The sequence below is a fragment of the Teretinema zuelzerae genome (assembly GCF_021021555.1).
Lineage (GTDB): Bacteria > Spirochaetota > Spirochaetia > Treponematales > Treponemataceae > Teretinema > Teretinema zuelzerae.
In genome coordinates this window covers 945,078-968,076 of sequence record NZ_JAINWA010000003.1, presented here as the reverse complement: position 1 = coordinate 968,076, position 22,999 = coordinate 945,078, and the positions used below count along the sequence as shown (strand labels likewise).

19 protein-coding genes are annotated in these 22,999 nt (G+C 53.0%); 14 read left to right on the top strand and 5 right to left on the bottom strand.

What is annotated here, in order from left to right; genetic code table 11:
• Positions 1–85: 85 nt before the first annotated feature.
• Together K7J14_RS11495 and K7J14_RS11490 are read right to left on the bottom strand one after the other, a co-directional pair.
• Positions 86–1,186, bottom strand: coding sequence for a hypothetical protein (locus K7J14_RS11495; RefSeq protein ID WP_230756327.1), 1,101 nt, complete (start codon positions 1,184–1,186; stop codon positions 86–88).
• A 19-nt stretch (positions 1,187–1,205) separates the two neighbouring features.
• The gene (locus K7J14_RS11490; protein WP_230756325.1) at positions 1,206–1,808 is read right to left on the bottom strand and encodes a TP0733 family outer membrane beta-barrel protein; all 603 of its coding nucleotides are present in this window, start codon (positions 1,806–1,808) and stop codon (positions 1,206–1,208) included.
• A gap of 116 nt (positions 1,809–1,924) precedes the next feature.
• On the opposite strand from K7J14_RS11490, the gene K7J14_RS11485 reads away from it, so the two are divergent.
• The 5 genes from K7J14_RS11485 to K7J14_RS16235 are packed head-to-tail and all read left to right on the top strand — an operon-like array spanning position 1,925 to position 6,344.
• Positions 1,925–2,794 (top strand): bifunctional 5,10-methylenetetrahydrofolate dehydrogenase/5,10-methenyltetrahydrofolate cyclohydrolase, encoded by an 870-nt coding sequence (locus K7J14_RS11485; protein WP_230756322.1) that lies wholly within the window; start codon positions 1,925–1,927, stop codon positions 2,792–2,794.
• A gap of 11 nt (positions 2,795–2,805) precedes the next feature.
• Positions 2,806–3,600: a GTP cyclohydrolase FolE2 gene (gene folE2, locus K7J14_RS11480; RefSeq protein ID WP_230756319.1), complete on the top strand. Its 795-nt coding sequence runs from the start codon at positions 2,806–2,808 to the stop codon at positions 3,598–3,600.
• Complete coding sequence (gene miaB, locus K7J14_RS11475; protein ID WP_230756316.1) at positions 3,597–4,961, top strand: tRNA (N6-isopentenyl adenosine(37)-C2)-methylthiotransferase MiaB; 1,365 nt, start codon at positions 3,597–3,599, stop codon at positions 4,959–4,961. The genes folE2 and miaB overlap by 4 nt, the downstream gene beginning before the upstream one ends.
• A gap of 25 nt (positions 4,962–4,986) precedes the next feature.
• Complete coding sequence (locus tag K7J14_RS11470) at positions 4,987–5,295, top strand: hypothetical protein (RefSeq protein WP_230756313.1); 309 nt, start codon at positions 4,987–4,989, stop codon at positions 5,293–5,295.
• The gene (locus tag K7J14_RS16235; protein ID WP_230756294.1) at positions 5,292–6,344 is read left to right on the top strand and encodes an SPOR domain-containing protein; all 1,053 of its coding nucleotides are present in this window, start codon (positions 5,292–5,294) and stop codon (positions 6,342–6,344) included. Before K7J14_RS11470 ends, K7J14_RS16235 begins: the two co-directional genes overlap by 4 nt.
• A 41-nt stretch (positions 6,345–6,385) precedes the next feature.
• On the opposite strand, the gene K7J14_RS11460 is transcribed toward K7J14_RS16235, so the two are convergent.
• The gene (locus tag K7J14_RS11460) at positions 6,386–7,897 is read right to left on the bottom strand and encodes a pallilysin-related adhesin (RefSeq protein ID WP_230756292.1); all 1,512 of its coding nucleotides are present in this window, start codon (positions 7,895–7,897) and stop codon (positions 6,386–6,388) included.
• A gap of 10 nt (positions 7,898–7,907) precedes the next feature.
• The gene (locus K7J14_RS11455; RefSeq protein WP_230756290.1) at positions 7,908–8,834 is read right to left on the bottom strand and encodes a vWA domain-containing protein; all 927 of its coding nucleotides are present in this window, start codon (positions 8,832–8,834) and stop codon (positions 7,908–7,910) included.
• A 153-nt stretch (positions 8,835–8,987) separates the two neighbouring features.
• On the opposite strand from K7J14_RS11455, the gene cfpA reads away from it, so the two are divergent.
• The 7 genes from cfpA to K7J14_RS11420 all read left to right on the top strand — a co-directional run bounded on the left by cfpA (position 8,988) and on the right by K7J14_RS11420 (position 20,732).
• Positions 8,988–11,054 carry a cytoplasmic filament protein CfpA gene (cfpA, locus tag K7J14_RS11450; protein WP_230756288.1) on the top strand — a complete coding sequence of 689 codons (2,067 nt, stop codon included), beginning with the start codon at positions 8,988–8,990 and terminating at the stop codon, positions 11,052–11,054.
• Positions 11,055–11,170: 116 nt separating this feature from the next.
• Positions 11,171–12,226 (top strand): hypothetical protein, encoded by a 1,056-nt coding sequence (locus K7J14_RS11445; protein WP_230756286.1) that lies wholly within the window; start codon positions 11,171–11,173, stop codon positions 12,224–12,226.
• Positions 12,227–12,237: 11 nt separating this feature from the next.
• On the top strand, positions 12,238–15,471 hold the full coding sequence (locus tag K7J14_RS11440; protein ID WP_408033987.1) for a putative PEP-binding protein: 3,234 nt from the start codon (positions 12,238–12,240) through the stop codon (positions 15,469–15,471).
• A gap of 262 nt (positions 15,472–15,733) precedes the next feature.
• Positions 15,734–17,524 (top strand): alanine--tRNA ligase, encoded by a 1,791-nt coding sequence (locus K7J14_RS11435; RefSeq protein WP_230756285.1) that lies wholly within the window; start codon positions 15,734–15,736, stop codon positions 17,522–17,524.
• Between the two features lie 67 nt (positions 17,525–17,591).
• Entirely contained in the window at positions 17,592–18,674 is a 1,083-nt protein-coding gene (locus K7J14_RS11430; RefSeq protein WP_230756284.1) for an MOSP complex formation periplasmic protein, TDE1658 family, read from the top strand.
• 4 nt (positions 18,675–18,678) lie between these two features.
• Complete coding sequence (gene nusB, locus K7J14_RS11425; protein ID WP_230756283.1) at positions 18,679–19,110, top strand: transcription antitermination factor NusB; 432 nt, start codon at positions 18,679–18,681, stop codon at positions 19,108–19,110.
• 251 nt (positions 19,111–19,361) lie between these two features.
• Complete coding sequence (locus K7J14_RS11420; RefSeq protein ID WP_230756282.1) at positions 19,362–20,732, top strand: hypothetical protein; 1,371 nt, start codon at positions 19,362–19,364, stop codon at positions 20,730–20,732.
• 63 nt (positions 20,733–20,795) lie between these two features.
• On the opposite strand, the gene K7J14_RS11415 is transcribed toward K7J14_RS11420, so the two are convergent.
• A complete protein-coding gene (locus K7J14_RS11415) occupies positions 20,796–21,065 on the bottom strand; it encodes a co-chaperone GroES (RefSeq protein ID WP_230756281.1) in 270 nt (89 codons plus the stop codon).
• Positions 21,066–21,359: 294 nt separating this feature from the next.
• Between K7J14_RS11415 and K7J14_RS11410 the strand changes: the two genes are divergently transcribed.
• Entirely contained in the window at positions 21,360–22,220 is an 861-nt protein-coding gene (locus tag K7J14_RS11410; RefSeq protein WP_230756279.1) for a sigma-70 family RNA polymerase sigma factor, read from the top strand.
• Between the two features lie 70 nt (positions 22,221–22,290).
• Entirely contained in the window at positions 22,291–22,947 is a 657-nt protein-coding gene (locus tag K7J14_RS11405) for an HAD family hydrolase (RefSeq protein ID WP_230756277.1), read from the top strand.
• Positions 22,948–22,999 lie beyond the last annotated feature (52 nt).

Here is a 22,999-nt window from a genome sequence, read left to right as displayed (position 1 = left end):
GCGGGCGGCCAGAGGCTCATGCGTTCCCGCCTTCGCCCCTGAAAATAAATCCGCCTCTGCTTCCCGTTTATTCCTCGAGATGGTATTACTCCCGGTTCCACTCGGAACGAGTCGAGGGGTAGTAGCTCCAAAGTCCCGCCCTCGTGGTTACCGGCGACACGATCGTAAGATACAGGGTGTACGCGTCTCCGGCGGAATTGTACGCCGGATCTTCCACTACGACGAAGTTCCCGACCCGATAGGAATCGATCGAACCGCTGTACTGCGAATAATCGTCTGTTCCTATCGAAGAATTTGCCGCCTTTCCGGGCGTTTGCGAAGCGTTTCCGTTTGAAAGATCCACCTCGGTGTATCCGGACTTTCCGCCGATCAGGAGGAGTTGCTTTGAGGCAAGGTATGCGAAGGCGGTCGGGTCAGAAGTGTCATGTCCGAATGTGCCCCAGTTCGCGCCGTCCCAGCGGAAGCAGTAGCCCGCGTTCACCGCGTAGAGATTGATTCCGTCGGCGGCAAGGCCTGCGATCGAAGCCGAAGGCGCATTGGCAACCGAGCTTCCCGCGATCGCCGTCGCGGCGGTGTCGCCTGCGGCGAGAGAATACACTTGTTCCCGCGTAGAGAAATATACCGTCGTTCCCACTGCCGCGAATCCGGTGATCTGTTTTAGATTCGTCGCGTTCGTTATCGCCGTTACGGCTAACGTTGAAACGTCGATTTCGTAACCATCGACCGCACCACTGCGGGAATCGGTGAAGAAAATCACTCTGTTTGCGCCGCTGTATATAGCGCTTGCCTGTAATTCCCCGATGACGATCTTATTAGTCCAGTTTTCGCCGTCGGCGCTGTACCGCACGGATTCGAAATCCCAGTTCGTGCCTTTCTGAAAAATAGCATAGATGTATGTTCCGTCCGTGGCGATCTGCTGGCAGCGGGTAGCGCTTCCGGGGAAGTCCATGGACTTCCAGTCGCCGTCGGAACCGGACATTGCAGGCTTCCTGCGGAGGTAGCCGTCGGTCAGCCAGAGGTAATCGCCGAATCCGAAGAGGGAGGTGACCGAGCCGTTGACGGAGGCGTCAGCGATCGCGACTTCCTCTTCTATGGCCGAGAAAATGGGATCGGCATCGCAGGAGGCGAAAGTCAGGAACGCGGCTATCGACGCAGGTATGCAGACCGCTTTAAAAAATCTGTTCATGATGATGTGTTCTCCCTCGTTAGAAGTGGTAGCGGAAGCCCGCGTTGATGTCCAGGAAGTTTCCCGTCCGGTTGTATTCGCTGTCCGTATACCATTGAGGGACCAGAGACCAGGCGGCTGTCATGCCGAAGGACCAGTCCGGAGAGTATTTCCAGTAAGCCCCGAGTTCGGGCTTCAGCATCGGTCCGAAGTAATAGTTCGCGTTGTGTGTCTGGAACGCGAACCCCGCTCCCAGAGAGACCGGGAAGTGGAACCTCCGGTAGACGAACTCGTAGGTGCTTTTAAACGTCAGGGGGAGGTAGAAAAACATGTTTCCGCCGATCGTCGTATTGAAGGCGAATGTTATTTCCCCGCCGACCGCGATTTTCGAATTAAGGTATCTGGAATAGCCGATCGATCCGGTTCCGCCGAGATTCAAGTTCGTTTCGCTTTCGATGCCGTCCGGAGTCATATTGAATAAAGGTATTCCGGCTCCAAGGCCCATGCGGATGTATTGGTCTCCCGCGCGTATCGGTTCGTAATCGAAATTGGATTCCGGTTGAGTAGAAGGCCCCGTTTCCTGAGCCGTTGCCAAAGAAAGCCCGGCCAACGCCAGGACCACGCTGATGATCACCTGTTTCATTTTCACACTATACCTCATTCATTCCGCTATTGTCTATTAAAGGCGGTACGTGTTACAACAAAGTAGATCGTCCGCACGTTACGGGCTTCCAATCCACAAAACAAGAGGTATTACTCATGAGCGCAACAGTTATCGATGGTTTTTCCGTTGCGGCCTCCGTTCGCGCAAGAGTCGCGGCCGAAGTCGCGGCGCTGAAAGCGGGCGGCGTTATTCCCTGTCTTGCGGTCGTGCTTGTGGGCGAAAACCCCGCGTCCGTTTCGTACGTGGCGGGAAAGGAAAAAGCCCTGGCGGAAGTCGGCATGGCGGACCGGAGCTATCGTCTTCCCGGAACCGTTTCGGAGGCCGAGCTTCTGGCCCTCATTTCCTCCCTGAACGCGGATCCTTCGGTTCACGGCATTCTCGTTCAGCTTCCGCTTCCCAGGCATATTGACGAAGCCCGCGTCATCATGGCGATAGATCCTGAAAAGGACGTCGACGGCTTTCATCCGGTCAGCGTCGGAAATCTCGTCATCGACCGGCCCGGCTTTCTTCCCTGCACGCCCCACGGAGTCATCGCGCTTCTCCGCGAAGCCGGCATCAACACCCGCGGAGCCCACGCCGTCGTGGTCGGCCGCTCCAACATTGTCGGCAAGCCGCTCGCCCTTCTTCTCGCCCGCCGCGAGTGCAACGCCACCGTCACCATCTGCCACACCGGAACCGTCGATCTCCCGTCCATCACCCGCCAGGCCGACATACTCGTCGCCGCCGTCGGCAGTCCCCGCATGATCACCGCGGACATGATAAAGCCCGGCGCCGCCGTCATCGACGTTGGAGTCAACCGCGTCGAAGACCCGACGGCGAAAAACGGTTTCCGTCTCGTCGGCGACGTTGATTTCCTCCCCGCCTGCGAGGTCGCCTCCTTCATAACCCCCGTGCCCCGCGGCGTCGGCCCGATGACCATCGCGATGCTCATGCAGAACACGCTTCAGGCCGCTAAAAACAGGTAACCGGAATTGCAATGATAGATATACAAAGCGAGCGGGACGACCGCGACATAGCCTTACAGAAAGTCGGAATCAAGGATCTCCGCTATCCTGTCCGCGTATTGGACCGGGACCATTCCCGCCAGTATTCCACAGCGACGGTGAATCTCTATGTGAACCTTCCCCGCCACTTCAAGGGGACTCACATGAGCCGCTTTGTCGAGGTGTTTCATCAGCATCGGGAAAATCTCTCGATGCCGCACTTTCTCGACATGCTGGAGGAAATCCGCGTTTCCCTTGAAGCGTCCCGCTCCTTCGGCGAAATCTTCTTTCCTTTTTTTATGGAAAAATCCGCTCCCGTCTCCGGACAGAAGGCGATGATGAGCTACGATTGCTCCTACGAAGGCTCGGTCTCGGCCGGAACGCCTGAAGGCAGCCCCTCGTCGCGCTCCTTTTTCGTTTCGGTCGCGGTCCCCGTGCAAACCGTCTGCCCCTGCTCGCGCGCGATCAGCGAATACGGCGCGCATAACCAGCGCGGAATCGTCCGCGTCAAGCTCGAGCTCGGCCCCTTCTTCTGGATAGAAGACCTCGTCGCCCTTGTGGAAGAATGCGCCTCCAGCGCCTTGTACACCCTCCTCAAGCGGGAGGATGAAAAATACGTAACGGAGAAATCCTACGAGAATCCGAAATTCGTGGAAGACCTCGTCCGCGACGTGATGCTCGCCGTCCCGCGCCTCGGGGACTTTCCCTGGTACAGCGTGGAAGCCGAGAACTACGAGAGCATTCACAATCACAACGCGTTCGCGTACGCTGAGGGAGGCTCCCGGTGACCTACTTTTTTGAATCCTACGGCTGCCAGATGAATCTGGCGGAATCCTCCTCGGTCGAACAGCTTCTCGTCGCCCGCGGCTGGACAGTGGCCGAATCCGCCGACGTCGCCGATCTCGTCGTCGTCAATACCTGTTCCGTTCGCATCACTGCCGAAACCCGCGCGATGAGCCGCATCAGCCGTTTCTGCGCCCAGAAAAAGCACCGCAACCTCACCGTTCTGGTCATGGGCTGCATGGCCGAACGCCTGCGCGCGGAGTTGAAAAAAAAATACCGCCGCCTCGATTACGTCGTCGGCATGTTCGAGCGCGACGAATTCGATTCCATCTTCGCCCGAATAGAATCGGGCGGAACCTGGACTCCGGAGGAACAGAACCACGGAGACGAAATTCCGGAAGGAAACGCGTACCACTTCGCTCCTTCGTCCTGGAAAGAGGGCAGCTTCCAGTCCTTCGTTCCGATTATGAACGGCTGCAACAACTTTTGCACCTACTGCATCGTGCCCTATGTGCGCGGCCGGGAAGTGTCCCGGAATATGGAAGACATTCTCGACGAATTCGACTTTCTCGCCGACCGCGGCGTCCGCGAAGTGACCCTGCTCGGCCAGAACGTCAATTCATACCGATGGGAGGATCCCGATACGGGCTCCATCGTCGATTTTCCGGAATTGCTTCGCCGCATCGCCCGCAGGGTCGAAGAAAAAAACCGCATCCGCTGGATCAGATTCATGTCCAGCCATCCGAAGGATCTCTCCGACTCCCTCATCGATGTGCTGGCGAGCGAACGCGTGTACTGCAGATTCATCCATCTCCCCGTGCAACACGGCTCGAACCGCATCCTCTCGGCCATGAACCGCCGCTACACCCGCGAATCCTATCTCGCCCTCGTGGACCGAATCCGCACGCGCATTCCCGACGCCACCATCTCCACCGATATTCTTGTCGGCTTTCCCGGAGAGACTGAAGAGGACGTCGAGGAAACCCTCGATCTTATCCGCCGCGTCGAGTTTTACAGCGCCTTCATGTACCACTTCAATCCCCGCGAAGGAACGAAGGCCTACGAAATGGACAACTGGATTCCCGACGACGTCAAGAAGGGTCGTCTGGCCAGGGTTATAGAGCTACAGCACGAGTTGAGCGCGAAGCAGATGCGCGCGCGCGTCGGCTCCGTTCTGCCCGTCCTCGTCGAATCGGTTTCCCGCAACAATGAAAAGGAATTATTCGGTCATACCGAATTCGGCGACATGGTGGTGTTCCGGGATCAGCTCGATCCGGCGCTTATCGGCCGTTTCGTCCAGGCGGAACTGATCAGCTTGCGCGGGCGTACGTTTCATGCGAAAATGACTGAGGCTCCTGTCGATTGATTTTCTAAAGCAGAGGAGGCTTGTTTTGCCCTTCAAAGTAATCGTGTATATCTTCGGTTTGGTGGTGTTCACCCTCTTTGTGGGGTTCAACCTCGATAATCGATGCGATGTGTCCTTTGTCTTTCACGTGTTCCGGGACGTTCCCGTCGTCATCAGCATGCTCTTCGCCTTTTGCGCGGGAGCCGTGTGCGTCATTCCCCTTCTGTTGTCCGGGAAAAAAAAGAAAGCACCCCCTGCGCCTCCTTCAGCCAAGGGACCAAAAAAGAAAGGCCCCGTTTCCGGGGATGAACACCTTTATTCTCCGGAAGCTCCTTCCCCCAGGGAACGCAAGTGAAATTCGCATCCCGCGTTCAGCCTTATCTTCTCGCCGCTCTGCTTTGTCTTCCTTCTTTTCTTTTCCCGCAATCCGAATCGTCCCGGATATCGAAAATCCTGGAATCCTCCCTTTCCGCGGGCTCGCTCGACGAGGTCGCAGGATCTTTGGGGGCTCAGGCCGCCGCGGAAAAAACAGCTTCGGGGAAGAAGACCATTCTAACCTTCCTCGCTTCTCTGGAGGAACGGTCCGGCATGCTTTTGCCGGCGGCCAAGCATTACAGCGAGGCGTCCTGGAGCGACCCGGCCGCCCGCGACTACTCCCTTCTTCTGGACGCCGCCCGCTGTTATCTTGCGGCGAATGAACTCTCCCAGGCCTCGTCTCTCGTTCAAACCGTATTGCTGTCCGCCTTCGACGAACAGCTTCTCGTAAGAGCCCGTTGTCTTGCGGCCTGGATTCAGCTCGCGGAGGGCAACGAAAAGGACGCTTCGGCGCTCATGCTTTCGTACGCCGATAATCCCGCGTTTTCCGATTGGGCGCCCGCCCTGTTGTTCACCCTGTACTGGTCGGGTTTGCGCCCTTCCGCAAAGGACGCGATCCTCTCTTCCTGGCCGGTGTCTCCTGAAGCCGCCGTCCTCAGAGGCGAAGCGGGCATTTCGCCTGTCTCGTTCTGGTATCTCATGAATCGAAGCCCGTCATCGGTGGCTCTGTTCAACTCGCAGGCGGCGCCCGCCGAGACCGCCGGCCCGCCGGAAACGGTTTCAGCGCCCTCTTCGTCCTCGAATGCAGCTACTGCCTCCGCGAATTCCGCCGCTTCCGCTTCATCCGCCGTACAAGCGGGAGAGTCTTCAGGCCTCGTCTGGCAACAGACGGGTTTTTTCAGAAATCGGGAATATGCGGAAGATTTAATTAAAAAGTTGAAGTCCCACGGCTTCGAGCCGATCGTGAGGCCGGTTACCCGGCCGAGCGGCACGGTCTATTATTCCGTGCTGGTTCCCGAGGATTCATCGTTCAATACCGCGGCAAAATTAAAGAACGCCGGGTTCGAAAGCAGCCTCGTCTTCGACTGACAGCGCCCCTCTCGCGGCGGGACATTCCGCCGCCCGCGGCCTTATTTAGCCGGACGGAAGGCGGTCGGTGGGTTTCCCGTCAAGCTCATCGTTCCGATCCCGATCTTCACCTCTGTCAGCGTCATCGTCTGCGGGATGGGATCCCCTTCCTTCGCGTACTCGAGGCCGACGGCGAAAAAGCTCGTGTTGCCCGAATCTCGTTGCCGGAGCTGGAGAATCGCGTTGTTTTGCATTCTCAGCACGACGAAGTTCCCTTCCTCAGTTCTTCCGGAGTGTTTCGTCAACCGATACGCATCGTTCTCCGCAGAAAACGCCTGTCCGTCCTGGGACTTCCATTCGCCTTTCCACGAAGCCAAAGCGCCGGAGAGTTTTTTCATCTCTTCATCGCCCTTCTGCGAATCCTGCAGGGCAAGGGGATCGGTTTTTTTCCGGTAAGCGCCGTCCCAAACGGAAGCCACCCCGATTTTCAGTTTTACGTCTTCCTGAACCTTTATCTTGATCTCGTCGATTCCAGTCAGCTCGATGTCGATGAGGCGCCGGATGCTCGAAATAGACTGGTTTCGGGTGGTCAAATAGATTCCGTATCTGCGGGCAGCTCCGGATTCCCTGAAAAACACTTCTTCCGTCGTTCCGTTATGAAAGATGATTTCCTTCTGCTTCGAGTTGAAAAAGATGAACTTCTCTTCTCCCGCCTTGCCGGAAGCCGGCACGTACCATAAACCGTCCAGGAAATCCTCGAACGAGGCCAGGTCGCCTCCCTGAAGCTTTTGAATAAGCCGGGTTTCTATTTTCTTTCCGTCAATGCGCGATTCCGACGCCTTCTCGTATCGATTCAGCACGCGATTCCATCGGTACACCCGCTCGATCTGGTTGAGCGACTGCGGAGATTCGGGGTCTGAATTGAACGTATGGATCGGATAACTTTCGCCGTTCGCGACTCCCAGATTATACGCGTCCGAGCGCGGTATTTCCTGGATGGCGATATTGCCGTCCGATCTCAAATCCGCGACAGCAGTATACGAAAGCTTTCCGTCTGCCGTTTTCGCCGGAAGATACACGGCAAGCACCTGGAGATTCTCGCCGTTCATTCCCGAATACACGATAGCCTGCCTGCGGTCTCCGATGATATCGAGCGTGTAAAAAAGCAGGGTCCTTGCCAGAGTGACTCCGGTGGGAATCGCCTCCATCCTCGCGTATTCTCCGGTAATTGGATTTTGCACGCCGGGAACCAGCGTAATCGTCTGTTCGTTGATCCGTTTTACCGCGCAAATCTGATCGGCTGTACCGTCCTTGTCCAGATCCGCCGCGACAGCCTGGAGGAATGTTTCATCGTTCTCGAGCGGCACCAGCGGCTGCAGTCGGGATTCGTCGTAGCTTGCCACGGTGAGCGCGTCTTTCAGCTCGGTTTGGCTGGCTTTATCAAGGCTCGGCACGATGGTTCTCGCGGACTCCCGCTGCGATTTTCCCTGCGAATACTGCATGCGGCTTGTCCATGCCCAGGCGAAAAGAGCTATAAGTACCGCTGTGAGTAGCAGAATGAGGCTTCGTTTCATGTGGTTCCCGTCAGCTGTGTGTTATCGTCTGTTTCTCTTCCGTTTTGTCGGAAGGTTTTCTTCTTACAATGAAAAACACGACTGCGGCGGATAGTAACACAGCGGCGGCTGCATAGGGTAGGGGGCCTGTCGGCATTCCCCGGGATTTCTTCCCGTCTCCCGTACCGCCGCCGGTTTCGGCAGTTCCTGCGCCCTGGTCTTCGCGGACTCTTCCCTCCGGTCCGCCGTCTGCCGCCCCGGCTTCTCCTTGTTTCGAACCGCTTCCGGCGGATCCTGCAGAACCGCTTTCCGCGCCGCTTCCGGCGGATCCTGCAGAACCGCTTTTCGATCGTTCTTCGCGGTTTTCTGAAAGGAAGGCGAACAGTTCCTGGCTTGTTTTTACAACCTGGTCCTGAATGTCCATGTCAAGGGTTATTTCGAACCAATTGTCGTGTGCTACCGTGCGGGCCTGAGCAAGATAGGGGCTGTCGAAGCTGTCCGAGACCCCTGCGTACCTCGAAGACCAGGGAGCTTCCTGTTTCAGATCGGTCAGGAGCAGCATGATTTTATAGCGGCCGTTGTCCTTTCTCGGTTCAAGGGCTTCCTGAAGGGTGTCCAGAGCGAGTCCGATGTCGGTGTACTGTCCGTCCGGCCGAATGTCCATAAAAGCGCCGATAATCCGCTCTTTTTCCGCTTCCGTCTTCATCTCGACGGTAAGTACGTGTTCGGGAGTTCCGTAAAATTGATAGAGTATTATCCAGTCGCCCGGAATGGTCATCTGTTCAAGAAAGTGACTCTTCACCCAGTCCTGCATCGAGTCGTATTTTCCCGGTTCCGCCATTGAAAGGGACTTGTCTACCATTAAAAAAATGTCTACCGGTATGGTGCGTTCGCCTGCGCATACGGGGAAAATGAGGAAACCGGACACTAAGATGAACAGAAGCAGGTGTTTTTTCATTGCTTTGCGTCTCCATCGATTATTTTATACTATTATACGTCATTTGGCATTCTACAAAAAAAAAAATTGCTTTACATAATTTGATCTATGTTTATAATGAACAATATCGACTGGTAAACATAGGAAACTTACTTCATATAAGGAGAAAGAAGAATGGCAAGTATAGATCTGCCCAGGAGCCCCAACGTCTTCCACCCTGAGAAGCCGAGCGCAGTAGGTTCTAGGAACTCTCTCGCACAGGATTATCGCGATCAGCAGAAGGAAGTTAATCAGCTTCTGGAAGAGGAAACCAACAAGGTTCTTCACCATATGAACGCAAAACTTCCCGCGGAAGTGCTTCAGCGCCTGGATGTTATGGGCGGCGTTAAAGAGAAACTGTATAACTACTTCAACCAGAACTACCAGAATATGTTCAACCGGTACATGGTTACCGCTGAAGACGAAATGGTAAAAAAGGTTCGCGGTTTCGTGGATCGGGAGGAAATGAAGGTTTTAAACCGTTATACCCCGAAAGAGATCGCCACCCTTCTCGATGAAGTCGGAGGAGCTGACAAGTTCAACACCGGCGAAATCGAAAAATCCATGGTCAACATGTACGGACACTTGCAGGGCCATATCCAGCGCGGCGTGAACGATCTGGAAACCCTCACCAACTCCCTTCTTCGCCAGAAGACGGACGTCGGCGCCTTCGTACGCGGCGAAAACGCCTATTCAATCGTCAAATGCGCTTTCAAAGACAATATCTATAAGCCGAAGACCGTTACCGATGTAAAGCTTTCAGTAAACATCCTTGACGCCGAACTCATCAGCCCGATCTTCCAGTATCAGGCGACCGTCGAGTACCTGATCAAGGATCTCCTTTCCAAGCACTACATGGACGAGATCGACAAGGAAATCGAGAAGATCAAGGACGAGCGCATCGACCAGGGTCTCGAGGAAATGTCTGACGGCGAAATCATCTTCGCCCGGATGAACAAGGTTAAGGACCATGCTTCCGACGACGTCGACAATCCCAAGAGCAAGCGCTACGACGTCATCGCCAAGGAGCTGATGGACCGCATCAACAACCTTCGCGCCGAAATCGATCCGGCGACCTTCGATCAGCTGAACATCCGCGAGAATCTCAAGAAGATCATCGATATCGAAAATATCCGCAACCGCGGATTCAATACCGCTATCAACTCTCTTACCTCGATTCTCGATACCTCGAAGATGGGTTATCAGTTCATTGAAAACCTCAAGAACGCCCGCGAACTCATCCTCCGCGAGTACGACGACACCAATGCGGCTCTTCTTCCCGACGAGCGCTATCAGATCCGCCTCCGCTACTACGATCAACAGCAGCTGCTCGAAGAGCGCAAGGCTTACGAAGTCATGATTCGCTCCTTCGAGACCGAGGTTGAGCATCTTTGGGATGTTCTGACCACCCGCTACGAGGATTCAAAGTTCCTTACCCGCGTAACCGACTTCAACGACCTTGCCAAGATCTACAAGAAGAAGATCCGCAAGAACATTAAAGAGAAGAACGGCGATCCCCTGTACGAGGACATCGCCAAGGTATGGGACGAAATTTCCTTCGTGAAGCCCGCAGAGACCGAAGTCGAGAAAATGAACAGAACCTTCATTTTCGAAAAGGACAAGCTCCGCAAGAAACTGGTCATCATGCGCGACAAGCTGAAGAATATGTACGATTATCAGTACCCGGTAGAACGCCGCGTAATGGAAGAGCGCCTTGCGTTCCTCGAAAAGGAATTCAACAAGTTCGACTACCTGATCAATCCGTTCCATCTTCAGCCCGGTCTGCTTCTTGACGTGGACATCACTTCGATCAAGAGAAAGAAAGCCACCCTCGACGGAATGGCCAACGTTCTCAACGAATTCCTCCACGGCGTATCGAAGGGCTTCCAGGACGCTGCGTTCGCATCGTTCAGCCGCCGACGTTCGACTGTTCGCGCCGATATCGCTCAGACGTTCGGCTCCAACGAGGACGATCCCAAGGCTGGAGAACCCGTCGGCCGCTCCGCATATCTCGATATGCTGAACGACGAGCCCGCGCCCGCACTCGCAGAGCCCGTTTCCGCCCCTGCTCCCGTTAAGGCTCCTGCCCGCGGACGACAGGCAAAGGAAAAAACCGCTAAAGCCGGCGTTGTAGACTCCGGACGCGGTCGCCGCGGAAAAGCGCCCGCCGCTCGCGGTAAAAAAGGCCTTAAAGAGATCTGATAAGGCTACCCTGATGTAGAATTAAGCCCCCGAACACAGAATTTCCTGAGTTTGGGGGCTTTTTTTTCTCGTAATAATGTAAACAGGGAATATACTAGTTACATAGGAGGACCATCATGACCGAATCACCCGGTTTTTATACACGTCTTGCGGATCGAAAAGGCTTTAATGCTTCGGTCCGGCATATTCAAAGGACGTTGACTCTGCTGGACGCCTGCGGACCAAAACGCAATATCGCTGACGAGATCAATTCCATGATCTCAAAAAAAGAATTCGAGGCGGAAGAAGCCCAATCCGTTGCAAATATGCTTCTTGTGGAAAAATGGAATTATTCTGTCCTTTCCAGCAATGTTTCTTCCGTGACGGAATCTCCTGCAGAATTATCGGCAGAAGTGTCCAAATGGAAGGCTCTCGACCTGGTTGTCGGATATCATCATCCCGACCTCGGTTTTATTCTGATTAATCCGAAAAACCCCGAAGGCGCGTCTGCAATCGCCGGTTTCAGAAAAAACGAACTGGTTGTCCTCTACGCGGGCGTTCCCCAGGGAAACGATGCCGCGAAAAAAAGCGCCGCTGAAGCTCTTCCCGCTCTCATGTCGCTGATCGAAGGAAAGAAAGTCAAAGTAAGCGCTTCTTTATTATCAGGCCCCTTCTCGTTCTCGGCTCCGAAAAAGCCCGCGGCACAAAAGCCGGTTAAGAAAGCAGGCAAAACCGTTTCGCCTTCGAAAGGAAGAGCTCCTGTGCAGGCTGTTACGGCGGCTGTCATGCAAACAGGCCCCGCCGCTTCTTCCGCTGCCGCGACTGCGCGTCCCGCTCCGGCTGCTCCCGCAATGCCCGGACAGTCGAAAATGTCTCCCCTTGTTTCTGTGGTCGTGTCCAACGAGCTTTTCCATAACGGAAACGTGGAAGCCTGGAAGCGGATTATCCGCAGTTACAACGCCAGGTATCCCGGCCTGCAGGTATTCATTTATTACGACGGCGAACGCATCGTGGACATCAACACCCTCTTCAAATGGGGCAAGGTGAAGCACGGCAGCTGTATACAATTTTGCGTAGCAGGGGAAAATATCCAGGATTTGGCAAAATTGTCCCGTTACTTCCGTCAGGGCGCGAGCCCCCAGTTTGAGGCCTTCCTGAAGGGATCCCCAGACACCGTAATGAATCTTTTCTAGGAGAAACCGGAATGATAAGTCCAAAATCTGTTCATTTCTTTAGTCAAAAAGAAACCGTCAACAAGAAAATCGACCCGAAACTATTGGGTATTCGAGGCCGTCAGGCAAATGAATTCGCAGAATTAGGGTTGCCGATTCTTCCCGGCTTCATATTCGACGCCTCGGTCGCTCATCTTTTAAAGGGCGAACCGGTCTTCAAGGCCGCGGCCCCGCATCTGAAACGCTGCAGCGATCTCGTCGGAAAGCAATTCGGCGATACGCAGAACCCGTTGCTGGTTAAAATCGTAATTTCCCCCAACCTGGCCATCGCCAATTATCCGACCCTTCATAACTTCGGATTAGCCCGGACAACGATAGGCGGGTTTGAAAAATGGGTGGGAAGCAACTTTGCCGCCCATGAAGTGCTGTTTCTTCTGAGGGGAATCCTGGCGATCATCCGTCAATCGGCCGAGCTTCAGGAAAAAGCCGATACGGTTTCCGCAATGGATAAAGCTATGGCGGAAGTAGGCTCAATTCTCAAGTCGGGAAAAGTGTCTCTTTCCGGCGTAGAAATAATGGAGAAATACTCTCCGCTCCTCCCTTCAGGATTTTTCGATTCTCCCGAACAGCAGCTCGAACTCGCTTTGAAGGAAATCAGTCTTCTTCTTTCGCTCGACGAGCAGAACGACGACGATACGGCCTTGCTTGTCCAGCCGATGGTGTACGGCAACTATGGAAAGGGTTCCTGTTCGGGTTCTTTCTTCAGCCGCAACATTGTGACCGGAGAAAAAGTGCTTCAGGGTAAATTTTTCGAAGAAAAATTCGACGACATCAACGCAGTCGGAAAGGACATCAATCTCATCGACGCGGCTAGCCTCAAAAAGCTTCAGCAAATTGCATGGATGCTCGAGGACGACAGCCGCGACATCAGACAGGTCCGTTTCACCATCGAAAGCGGCAAGCTCTGGCTGATCGAGCAGAAATCGGTCGAAGCAAAGAGCACCATTTCCCTGATACAGCTTTTGCTCGATCTCAATAAACGCAAAATCGTGGACGACGCCTATGTCGTTCAGACCGTAAAGCCCGGTCAGCTCAACGAAATCCTGCATCCGGTCATCGATCTTCTGAGCACAAAAGACCTGAAAAAGTCGGTGGGCGGCATTGCCGGAGCTCCCGGCGCGGCCGTAGGACGCGTGTACTTCTCCGCCGACTCCTTGATCGACGCTCAGCGGGTTGCCCGGCAGAACGGCGAGGATACTCGATGCATACTTATCATGCCGGCGACCTACGCAGGCGACGTTAAGGCGATCGAGGTCGCAACCGGCGTGCTTTCCAACGAAGGCGGCTATTCCGCGCACGCATCCGTCGTCGCGCGTCAATACGGCAAGATTTCCCTGGTCCGCCCCGACATGCACATCAGAGGCAATAAAGCCGTTCTCGACGGGTTAACCATCAACGAGGGCGACTATATCACCCTCAATGTTCCGTATTACGGAGAATCAACGGTTTTCCTGGGAAAAGCGGTGCTTATCGAGCCCGATCCCCATACCTCCGGCCTCCTGGACTTTATAGCCCTGACCAGAAGCTTTATCCAGGAATTCCATGTCCGCGCGAATGCGGATAGTCCTCGCGACGCGGAACTGGCTTTGCGCTTCGGAGCCGAAGGCATCGGTTTGTGCCGGACCGAACACATGTTCTTCAATGAAAAGCGTATCAACGTTTTCCGAGAGATGATTCTTTCCGAATCTCCCCAGGAACGGAGCAAGGTTCTGAAAAAACTGCAGAAGATGCAGGCAGAGGATTTTTACGGCATCTTTAAGGCTATGGGCGATCGCGAAGTCACCATTCGCCTGTTGGATGCTCCCTTGCATGAATTCCTCCCTCATAATGCCGCTGAACTCGACGGTTTTATCGCCTATCTGAAGGGGAAAACGGGAGCGAAGATTTCCAGGACCGAGATTCAGGAGAAAATCAACGCTCTCTCCGAAATTAATCCCATGCTCGGCCATCGCGGTTGCCGCATCGCCATTTCCTTCCCGGAAATCTACGAGATGCAGGTTCGGGCAATATTCGAGGCTGCTTGGGCATTGCAGAAAGAGAAGGTTTCAGTACGTCCTGAAATAATGGTGCCGATCGTGATGAATTTCCGCGAGCTCAAACAGATCGTCTACGGAAAGAAGATCGAGGGCCACGCCTATCAGGGCATCGTTTCCATCGAAGAAAGCATGCGCGAAGAATTGAAGGCGAAATCTCTCGATTACCGAATTGGTACGATGATCGAGCTTCCCGCGGCCGCGCTCAGCGCAGGCGAGATCGCCCGGTATGCCCAGTTCTTCTCGTTCGGTACGAACGATCTTACTCAGACTACGCTCGGCCTGTCCCGGGATGATTTCAATTCCTTCATGCCCGACTACACCATGTACGATCTCATCGACGGAAATCCCTTCGCCGTGCTCGACCCGAGGGTACGCGAACTCATCGAGCTTGCCGTGCGCAGGGGAACCGCCGCTCGGCCGGACCTTTCGAAGGGTCTGTGCGGCGAGCACGGAGCCCGCCCCGAGAATATCCGGTTCTGCATGGAAGCCGGGCTCGATTACGTTTCTTGTTCATCTTATTCTGTTCCTATAGCCCTTCTCTCAATTGCGCAGATTGAACTGGAGAACGCTGAAAAAGAAGGCCGGAAACTGGTTCAGAAGAAGATAATACCGGTTATCGAATCGAAAACCCAAACCAAAGCCTCATCCGCCAAGGCCACTGCGTCGGCAAAGAAATCCGCCGCGAAGACCTCTGATGCTGCGGCGAAACCGGCGGCAGCGAAAGCGAAGCCCGTAGCCGAGAAAGCAAATCCTTTAGCGGCAAAGAAATCCGCCGCGAAGAAGGGTGATGCTGCGGCGAAACCGGCGGCAGCGAAAGCGAAGTCCGTAGCCGAGAAAGCAAAGCCTGCAGCGGTGAAGAAACCCGCCGCGAAGAAGGGTGATGCTGCGGCGAAACCGGCGGCAGCGAAAGCGAAGCCCGTAGCCGAGAAAGCAAAGCCTGCAGCGGCGAAGAAACCCGCCGCGAAGACCTCTGATGCTGCGGCGAAACCGGCGGCAGCGAAAGCTAAGCCCGTAGCCGAGAAAGCAAAGCCTGCAGCGGCGAAGAAACCTGCCGTAAAGAAGTCTGATGCTGCGACGAAATCGGCGGCAGCGAAAGCGAAGCCTGCGGCGGCTAAAAAAGAGGCTCCCGCCAAGAAGATTGATGGTAAAAAAGGACCTGTAAAGAAATAAGGGCACCTCTAAAAACTTCAGTTTTTAGAGGTCTACCTTAATATAGGTGTAAATCCTGTAAGGATTTACAAGGGCACCGAGGAAAACTAACCGAGTTTTTCGAGGTGCCCATAACTGAATCCGGGTTCTTTGCATAAACCGCCAGTAAACGGCTGTTTTTATCCGGTTATACTCGGGTAAAGGCAGCCGTTTCTGTTCAATGAGCGTCCTTCAGATACTTCTCGTTGACAAATCCCTGTGCATTCTCTAGTATGGAAAGACTATGACCGCTAACGAATTACGTTCTAAATACATCGAGTTTTTTAAAAGCAAGGGCCATGCGGAGATATCGGGAAAGTCGCTTATTCCTGAAAATGATCCTACCGTATTATTTACTACCGCCGGAATGCATCCGCTTGTTCCCTATCTCATGGGAGAGCCTCATCCTGCCGGAAAACGACTAACCGACTATCAAAAATGCATCAGAACTGGAGACATCGATTCTGTCGGCGATTCAAGCCATCTGACCTGCTTCGAGATGCTGGGCAACTGGTCGCTCGGGGATTATTTCAAGGAAGATGCGATCAAATTCAGTTTTGAATTTCTCACCGATCCCAAATGGCTGGGAATCCCGGTAGATAAGCTTTCTGTAACCGTCTTCGCCGGCGATTCGGATGTTCCCCGCGACGAACAGTCGGCGGGAATCTGGAATAGCCTCGGCATTCCCCGGGAACGTATTCATTTTCTCCCCCGCGAGGATAACTGGTGGGGTCCTGCCGGAGAAACCGGACCCTGCGGACCGGATACCGAAATGTTCATCGATACCGGCAAGGATTCGTGCGGACCGGAGTGCAGGCCCGGTTGCAGATGCGGTAAATACATTGAAATCTGGAATGATGTGTTTATGCAGTACAGCAAGCAGAAAGACGGCTCCTACGTCAAGCTTGAAAGAACCTGCGTCGATACCGGAATGGGAATCGAGCGGACCGTCGCCATGCTTTCCGGAAAGAAATCCGTGTATGAAACTGAAATCTTTATTCCCTTCATTCGCGCGGTCGAGTCCCTGACCGGCAAAAAATACGGCTCGGACGAATCCGTCGACGTTTCAATCCGGATCATCTGCGATCATGCGCGGGCCGCTACCTTTATTCTGGGCGACCCGAAAGGCGTGTCTCCGTCCAATGTGGGCGCCGGCTACGTGCTTCGGCGCCTCATCAGGCGAGCTGTCCGCCACGGCAGAAAGCTCGGCGTGGAGGGCACCTTCCTGGGAGGGATCGCTCGCGTCGCCATTGATATGTATAAGGGCCCGTACCCCGAGCTTGGACAAAAAGAAGCCGTCATTCTCGAGGAACTCCTCGCTGAAGAGGAAAAATTCCTCGTAACGCTTCAGAAGGGCGAAGCGGAATTCGAGAAGATGGTTCCGAATCTGCTCAAAAATCCCCAGAAAATCATGTCGGGACGGCTTGCGTTTAAATTGTACGACACTTACGGCTTCCCTATCGAACTCACCGAGGAATTAGCCGCTGAAAACGGTCTGTCTGTTAATCGGGAAGAATTCGACGAAGCGTTCAAAAAGCATCAGGAACTTTCCCGAGCTGGCAGCGAACAGGTTTTCAAGGGCGGATTGGCCGATCATTCCGATGAAACCACCGCGTATCATACCGCGACGCACCTACTTCAAAAAGCTCTGAAGATGGTTCTCGGCGATCACGTCGCCCAACGCGGCTCGAACATAACCGCGGAACGCATGAGGTTCGACTTCTCCCATCCTGAACCGATGACACCCGAGCAGATCGCTCAGGTCGAGAAAATCGTCAATGAACAGATTTCAGCCGATCTCAGCGTAACCATGGAAATGATGCCCCTCGAGAAGGCACGTTCCGATGGAGCTATGGCGCTCTTCGGCGAGAAATACGAGGACACGGTCAAGGTCTACTCGATCGGGAACTTTTCCAAGGAAGTCTGCGGCGGCCCTCATGTGGAACGAACCGGCGCCATGGGAACGTTCAAGATCCAGAAGGAGCAGTCGTCTTCTTCCGGAGTTCGCCGCATTCGAGCCGTGCTAATAAAGTGACGTCGGTAACCTTGCAAGCCAAGCGCTGTTGTTATTGGTATACAAATCAGGGAAAAGAGGATCATAGATGAAGCGCCTATTTTTATATGCCGCGTTTGTTTTTTGCGTTAGCGGAGCAGTTTTTGCGCAATCGGATTTGCAGCCGATCGCAAACGTCAAACTGCAGAAAACCGAACCGATCACCGTTAAGCAGTTGAAAAGCCGGGTCGAGGCGCTCCAGAAAGAACTGGGCCGAGTCATGACAGTAGAAGAGCGGAAACAGGTGCTCGACACGCTGATAAACGAGCGTCTGGTTGTTCAGGCCGCCGAAAAAGACGGTTTGAAAATAACCGACTCGGAAGTGAACCAGAACTTCATTCAAATGATCTCTCAGCAATTCGGAAAAAACGTAACTGAATCCGAATTCGCGCAGTTGATCAAGGAAAAAACCGGACTGTCCCTCGATGAATACATGAAGGCCCAGAACGGAATGAGTCTGGTCGAATATAAAAGCTTCCTGAAGAGCCAGCTTCTGGCCCAGCGCTATGTTCTTATGAAGCGGCAGGATCAGCTCAGAAATCTTCCCGGACCTTCAGATACGGAAATACGAAAGTATTACGAATTGTATAAACAAAATTTCGTTCAGCCGGATATGGTGAAGATTTTTCTGGTAGTAGTGCCGAAAGCGGATTCGTCTCCCGCTTCCCGCGAGAAACTCACAGAAATGCACCGTCAGCTCGCCGCGAAGCCCGCGGCCGCCGCCGAGTTGAAGATTCGCGCGCAGGGAGAGAACTCCGGCTTCCAGGCCGGCGATCTGTATATAAACAAGAACGCGACCGCCGCTCAGAATCTCGGTATTTCCATGGATGCCCTGCTAAAGATTTTCGACATGGGCGTGAATCAGGTGTCGGACATTACCGAGACAGATACCGATTTCCAGTGTTTTATCGTTCAAGAAAAGTTCCCCGTGAAAATTCTCGATTTATCAGATGTGGTGAGGCCGGGGACTACGGTCACGGTGTACGAATACATCAAGAATAATATGCTCGCGCAGTCTCAGAACGCGGCAGTCAATGAAGCTTTGGTTCAAGTGATCAACGATCTTCGTCAACCCGATAATTTCCAGATTCTGAAGAGCGGTTCGGATTTGGATAAAACCCTTTCCTGGTAATCGTATGGCAGGAAGAAGAAAGGGTCGCATTCTGGCTTTCCAGGCTCTGTTCGCCTGGGAAGCTAATAAAATGAGCTTATCGGAGCTTCTCGAGTTCAATTGGCTTGAAGAAGATAGAATGGATAAATTCGGCGAAGACGGAATTGCTTTTCCCCGTCTGATTATTGCCGGAACAATCGAACACTTGAAGGAAATCGACGCGCTTATCAATGATAATCTGACGAATTGGGATTTCGACCGCTTGAACAGGGTCGATCTTGCGATTCTCCGGATGAGCGTCTATTCTCTGCTGTTTCAACGAGACCTGCATCCTTCCATCGTCATCGATGAAGCGATAGACATATCGAAGGAATTCGGTTCCGACGATTCGTTCAGATTCATCAACGCGGTGCTGGACAGCATCAGAAAAAAAATTCCCGAGAATCAGGTGAAGTGATATCAATAAACCCGCGGAACAAAGCAGGTCCTTTAATTCTGTTCCTGTGGGGATTGTTGCTTATTTCATGTTCGATACCCTCTCAATCCCGGAACTTCTCCCGACACCTTGAAACCTTCGACGGGTATATGCAGAAGCATGATAGCCGTAAGGCCGCGAAGCTGCTCCCTAAATTGCGCAAGAACGCGACAAGCAGCACTCAATGGCTGTCTATCGCGAAGCGCTATTTTCAGCTCAGCGATATTTCCGGCATGGAATCTTCAGTAACTGAAGCATTGTCGATTATACCAGGCAACGAAACGCTTACAGCGCTTCTGTTGCACACGTTGATTTTACAGAATAAAAGCGCGGAAGCCTCTCGAACAGCGGCATTGCTTCTTGAAACCAGATTCGCGCCCTTATCGGCGTACGCAATTCTGTCATCGAATGATTGGAGATCTCTCGATTTTAAAAGCATTCCCGCATGGAAAATCGCCGCGGAAGAAACAGGATCTCCGGCAGCATGGAAAAACGCGGCTCTTGCCTCCGCTGTCAACGGCTTAAAGGCTGAAGCTGTCGGCCTTCTTGAATATTCCGGCTTGAGCGGCGCAGCGGCCGAGGACTCCGGATACGACGAGCTTTATTCGCTGCTTTGCTACGATTCGGCTTTTTACGAGCGGGTCGGGGAAGGTTCCAGCCCGGCTTCTCTGCGTTTGGCGGGAGACGCGTCCTGGCTATTGAAAGATGTCCGGAAAGCGGAAAATCTCTGGCTTAAGGCTCTCCGCTCCGCGGCTGAGTCCGATCCGTCTCTATTGTTTACCATTTCCGTCGTGTCGGAAGACGAATCAATCGCGAAAACCTATCTTGAACAGGCTCTCGACGCCGATCCTGCTTATTTTCCCGCCTTGTCGCAATATGTAAGAAACTCTTCTGATTTCGAGAGCGTCTCGCTGCTCGATCCTCTCGAAGCGAAATTGTATAAACAGGAAATAACCACTCGCGAGATCCGCAGGAAGCTTGCGCATGCTCCCGCCACAGCCGAACAAGCTGCCGCGAGGTTGGAACGGGCTCTTTCCGTAATAGATCGCGATCCCCGGATAGAAGCAGAGTCGATCCGCTTCGAATTCAGAAACGCTCCGGACGTAGCGCGCTATTTTTCATCCCTTTGGACTCTTCTTGAAAAATATCCGAACGAACCGGAAATACAGTCGTGGACGGGATGGTGTTTCGCATCCCGTGGAGATATGGACAGCGCATTGTCGGTTTTGATGAGCGAACCCGAGTTCGCTCATCCCTTTTGGAAAGGAGTCGCCGCTTCGCTCCGGGGAGATCTGGAGTCCGCCGAAACGAACTACAGTCTCTGCGCGGACGACGCGTATTTTGTCTGGCCTGCTCTTGCTAATCGCGCGCTCGTTCGCGAACGATTGAAAAAATATCCTGAAGCAATCGAGGATTTTTCCCTTGCGGCCGACATTGCCGAATCGGACGCAACTAAAAGCGTGTTGCATTATCAAGCTGCTCGAATTCTGTATCTGATGCGCCAAACAGATCGGGCCTCGAGCATTTTAGGGTATGCGATTCAGTTGGATTCCGAGAACTATCAGGCTCGGCAATTACTGGACGAGCTGGAAAAAATCAAATAATAGAAGATTTAAACAAAAAAACCTGCCGAATTACGGCAGGTTGATGTTCAGCGAACCTGTGGATCAGGCTTCGATAACGGCGATAATATCTGCCGCTTTGAGGATGAGGTGGTCCTCTCCATCGATTTTTACCGCTGTACCGGCATACTTATCGTACATAACCTTCTGGCCGGCTGATACTTTGATCTTTTCAGAATCGTCGCCTACGGCTACTACGACTGCTGTCTGGGTCTTTTCCTGTGCTGTATCCGGAATGATTATACCGCTAGCTGTCTTTGCTTCGAGTTTTTCGGTTTTGACCAGAACACGGTCTGCCAATGGCTTGATTTTCATTCTAATCCTCCTACAGATCTAAATATACGTATTTTGACCGGCGAGGGTCAAGAAAAAAGCTGCATGACTCATAATGATACAGTCGTAACCTGTTTTTTTTTGAGTGAGTCAAAATGAATCACCTGCCAAAATAATACTATAACCGAAGCACACGGAAAGCGAACGTGTTTTATTTGTAAATCTTTGTATTGTAAAGAGTTATCCTTCTCTACACTGTATGTGATCTTATTGATAAAAGTTGGCATGTAAGTTGCTATATAAAGACATATATACTGATTAATTGTGGAGGAATGTATGATAAATACTACTGTAAGCCGCGTTGGATTCGATGACAATATTCTTTCCACGTACCTGAAAGATATAAACTCGATACCCCTGCTGACCCGCGAACAGGAATATGAATACGCAATGAAGGCCGTCGCCGGAGACAAGGAAGCGAAGGACAAACTGGTAAAAGCTAATCTTCGCTTTGTGGTTAACGTAGCAAAGAAATATCAAAATCAGGGTTTGCCTTTGATGGATCTCATCAGCGAAGGAAACATCGGATTGATGAATGCCGTCGAGCGTTTCGACGCTACAAAGGGCTACCACTTTATATCCTATGCGGTGTGGTGGATCAGACAGGCCATACTCAAGGCCGTTTGCGAAAAATCCAGAATGATCCGGCTTCCCTTGAACAGGGCAAACGAGTTGGTTCAAATCGATAAGGCCAGAAAGGTTCTCGAGAACGCCCGCACTGAGGAATCCGAAATAGCCGAAATAGCAGGGCTTTTGAATATGACCGACGAACATGTACGGGACATTGTAAATATTTCCCGCGACATGATATCTCTTGACGCTCCGGTTTTCAGCGATAGAGATTCGAGCAGCCTGGGAGATTTTCTGGAAGACGAGATCTATGAACAGCCCGAACAATTAGCGATTGACAACAGCCTGAGAAGCGATATAGACGCTGTTTTGGAAACCTTAACGGAGAAAGAAGCCGAAGTAATCAGATTCCGGTTCGGACTGAACGGATATAAGCCCATGTCTCTGAAAGAGATAGGCGATCTTTTCAATCTGACGAAGGAACGGATCAGACAAATCGAAAAGAAAGCGATACGCCGGCTTCAGCATCCTTCAAGGATGGGACGCCTGGAAGCATACGTGGCGTAAACCGATTACAGCGCTTGAGAGAGGGAGAGGGCCTATGGAGTCTTCTCCCTTTTTTTATTATAGTGATTCCATGATACAGGCCGCTATTTTCGATATGGACGGATTGCTTTTCGACACCGAGAGACTGTGCACCGATGCGTGGAAAACCGTATCGTCGGAAAGGGGCTTTTCCATGCCCGATAGTTTGTTCCGTTCATGCGTGGGTTTGAATAATCGAGACACCCGGACAAAGGTTCTGTCTACTATGGGCGGCGATTTTCCCTATGAGGAGTTCGCCGATCAGACTAGAACATGGATGAGAGTCCGGATGGATGAGAATGGCCCTCCCGAGAAACCCGGCATACGCGCCTTATTCGGCTACCTGCGCGATGCAGGAGTGCCGATCGGCCTTGCGACATCGACGAGCGAGCCTTCCGCTCGCTGGATGATAGAGAAGGCCGGTCTCGAGTCCTGGTTTTCCGCTTTTGCATTCGGCAGCGAGGTCGCGACCGGTAAACCCGCCCCTGACATTTTCCTTCTTGCCCGCGACCGTCTGGGCGTATCCGATTCATCGGCATGCGTAGTGTTTGAGGATTCTCCTGCCGGCCTTCGGGCTGCCCATGCCGCGGGAATGCGTCCCGTGCATGTGCCCGATATGGTTGAAGTCTCCCCTGAAATACAGAAACTCGTCTGGAAAACAATTTCTTCGCTTGAGGAGGCTGCGCACGATTCATTTTTTAGGTACTGATATTGTGCTGATTATACAGCGGGTTAATAAATATACAGTAAATATGCATTTT

Bases quoted from the DNA above. Each gene is read 5' to 3' on its own strand.
- K7J14_RS11495 (WP_230756327.1), bottom strand. From the start codon at position 1,186: ATGAACAGATTTTTTAAAGCGGTCTGCATACCTGCGTCGATAGCCGCG.
- K7J14_RS11490 (WP_230756325.1), bottom strand. From the start codon at position 1,808: ATGAAACAGGTGATCATCAGCGTGGTCCTGGCGTTGGCCGGGCTTTCT.
- K7J14_RS11485 (WP_230756322.1), top strand. From the start codon at position 1,925: ATGAGCGCAACAGTTATCGATGGTTTTTCCGTTGCGGCCTCCGTTCGC.
- folE2 (WP_230756319.1), top strand. From the start codon at position 2,806: ATGATAGATATACAAAGCGAGCGGGACGACCGCGACATAGCCTTACAG.
- K7J14_RS11460 (WP_230756292.1), bottom strand. From the start codon at position 7,897: ATGAAACGAAGCCTCATTCTGCTACTCACAGCGGTACTTATAGCTCTT.
- K7J14_RS11455 (WP_230756290.1), bottom strand. From the start codon at position 8,834: ATGAAAAAACACCTGCTTCTGTTCATCTTAGTGTCCGGTTTCCTCATT.
- cfpA (WP_230756288.1), top strand. From the start codon at position 8,988: ATGGCAAGTATAGATCTGCCCAGGAGCCCCAACGTCTTCCACCCTGAG.
- K7J14_RS11445 (WP_230756286.1), top strand. From the start codon at position 11,171: ATGACCGAATCACCCGGTTTTTATACACGTCTTGCGGATCGAAAAGGC.
- K7J14_RS11440 (WP_408033987.1), top strand. From the start codon at position 12,238: ATGATAAGTCCAAAATCTGTTCATTTCTTTAGTCAAAAAGAAACCGTC.
- K7J14_RS11435 (WP_230756285.1), top strand. From the start codon at position 15,734: ATGACCGCTAACGAATTACGTTCTAAATACATCGAGTTTTTTAAAAGC.
- K7J14_RS11430 (WP_230756284.1), top strand. From the start codon at position 17,592: ATGAAGCGCCTATTTTTATATGCCGCGTTTGTTTTTTGCGTTAGCGGA.
- nusB (WP_230756283.1), top strand. From the start codon at position 18,679: ATGGCAGGAAGAAGAAAGGGTCGCATTCTGGCTTTCCAGGCTCTGTTC.
- K7J14_RS11420 (WP_230756282.1), top strand. From the start codon at position 19,362: ATGGAATCTTCAGTAACTGAAGCATTGTCGATTATACCAGGCAACGAA.
- K7J14_RS11415 (WP_230756281.1), bottom strand. From the start codon at position 21,065: ATGAAAATCAAGCCATTGGCAGACCGTGTTCTGGTCAAAACCGAAAAA.
- K7J14_RS11410 (WP_230756279.1), top strand. From the start codon at position 21,360: ATGATAAATACTACTGTAAGCCGCGTTGGATTCGATGACAATATTCTT.
- K7J14_RS11405 (WP_230756277.1), top strand. From the start codon at position 22,291: ATGATACAGGCCGCTATTTTCGATATGGACGGATTGCTTTTCGACACC.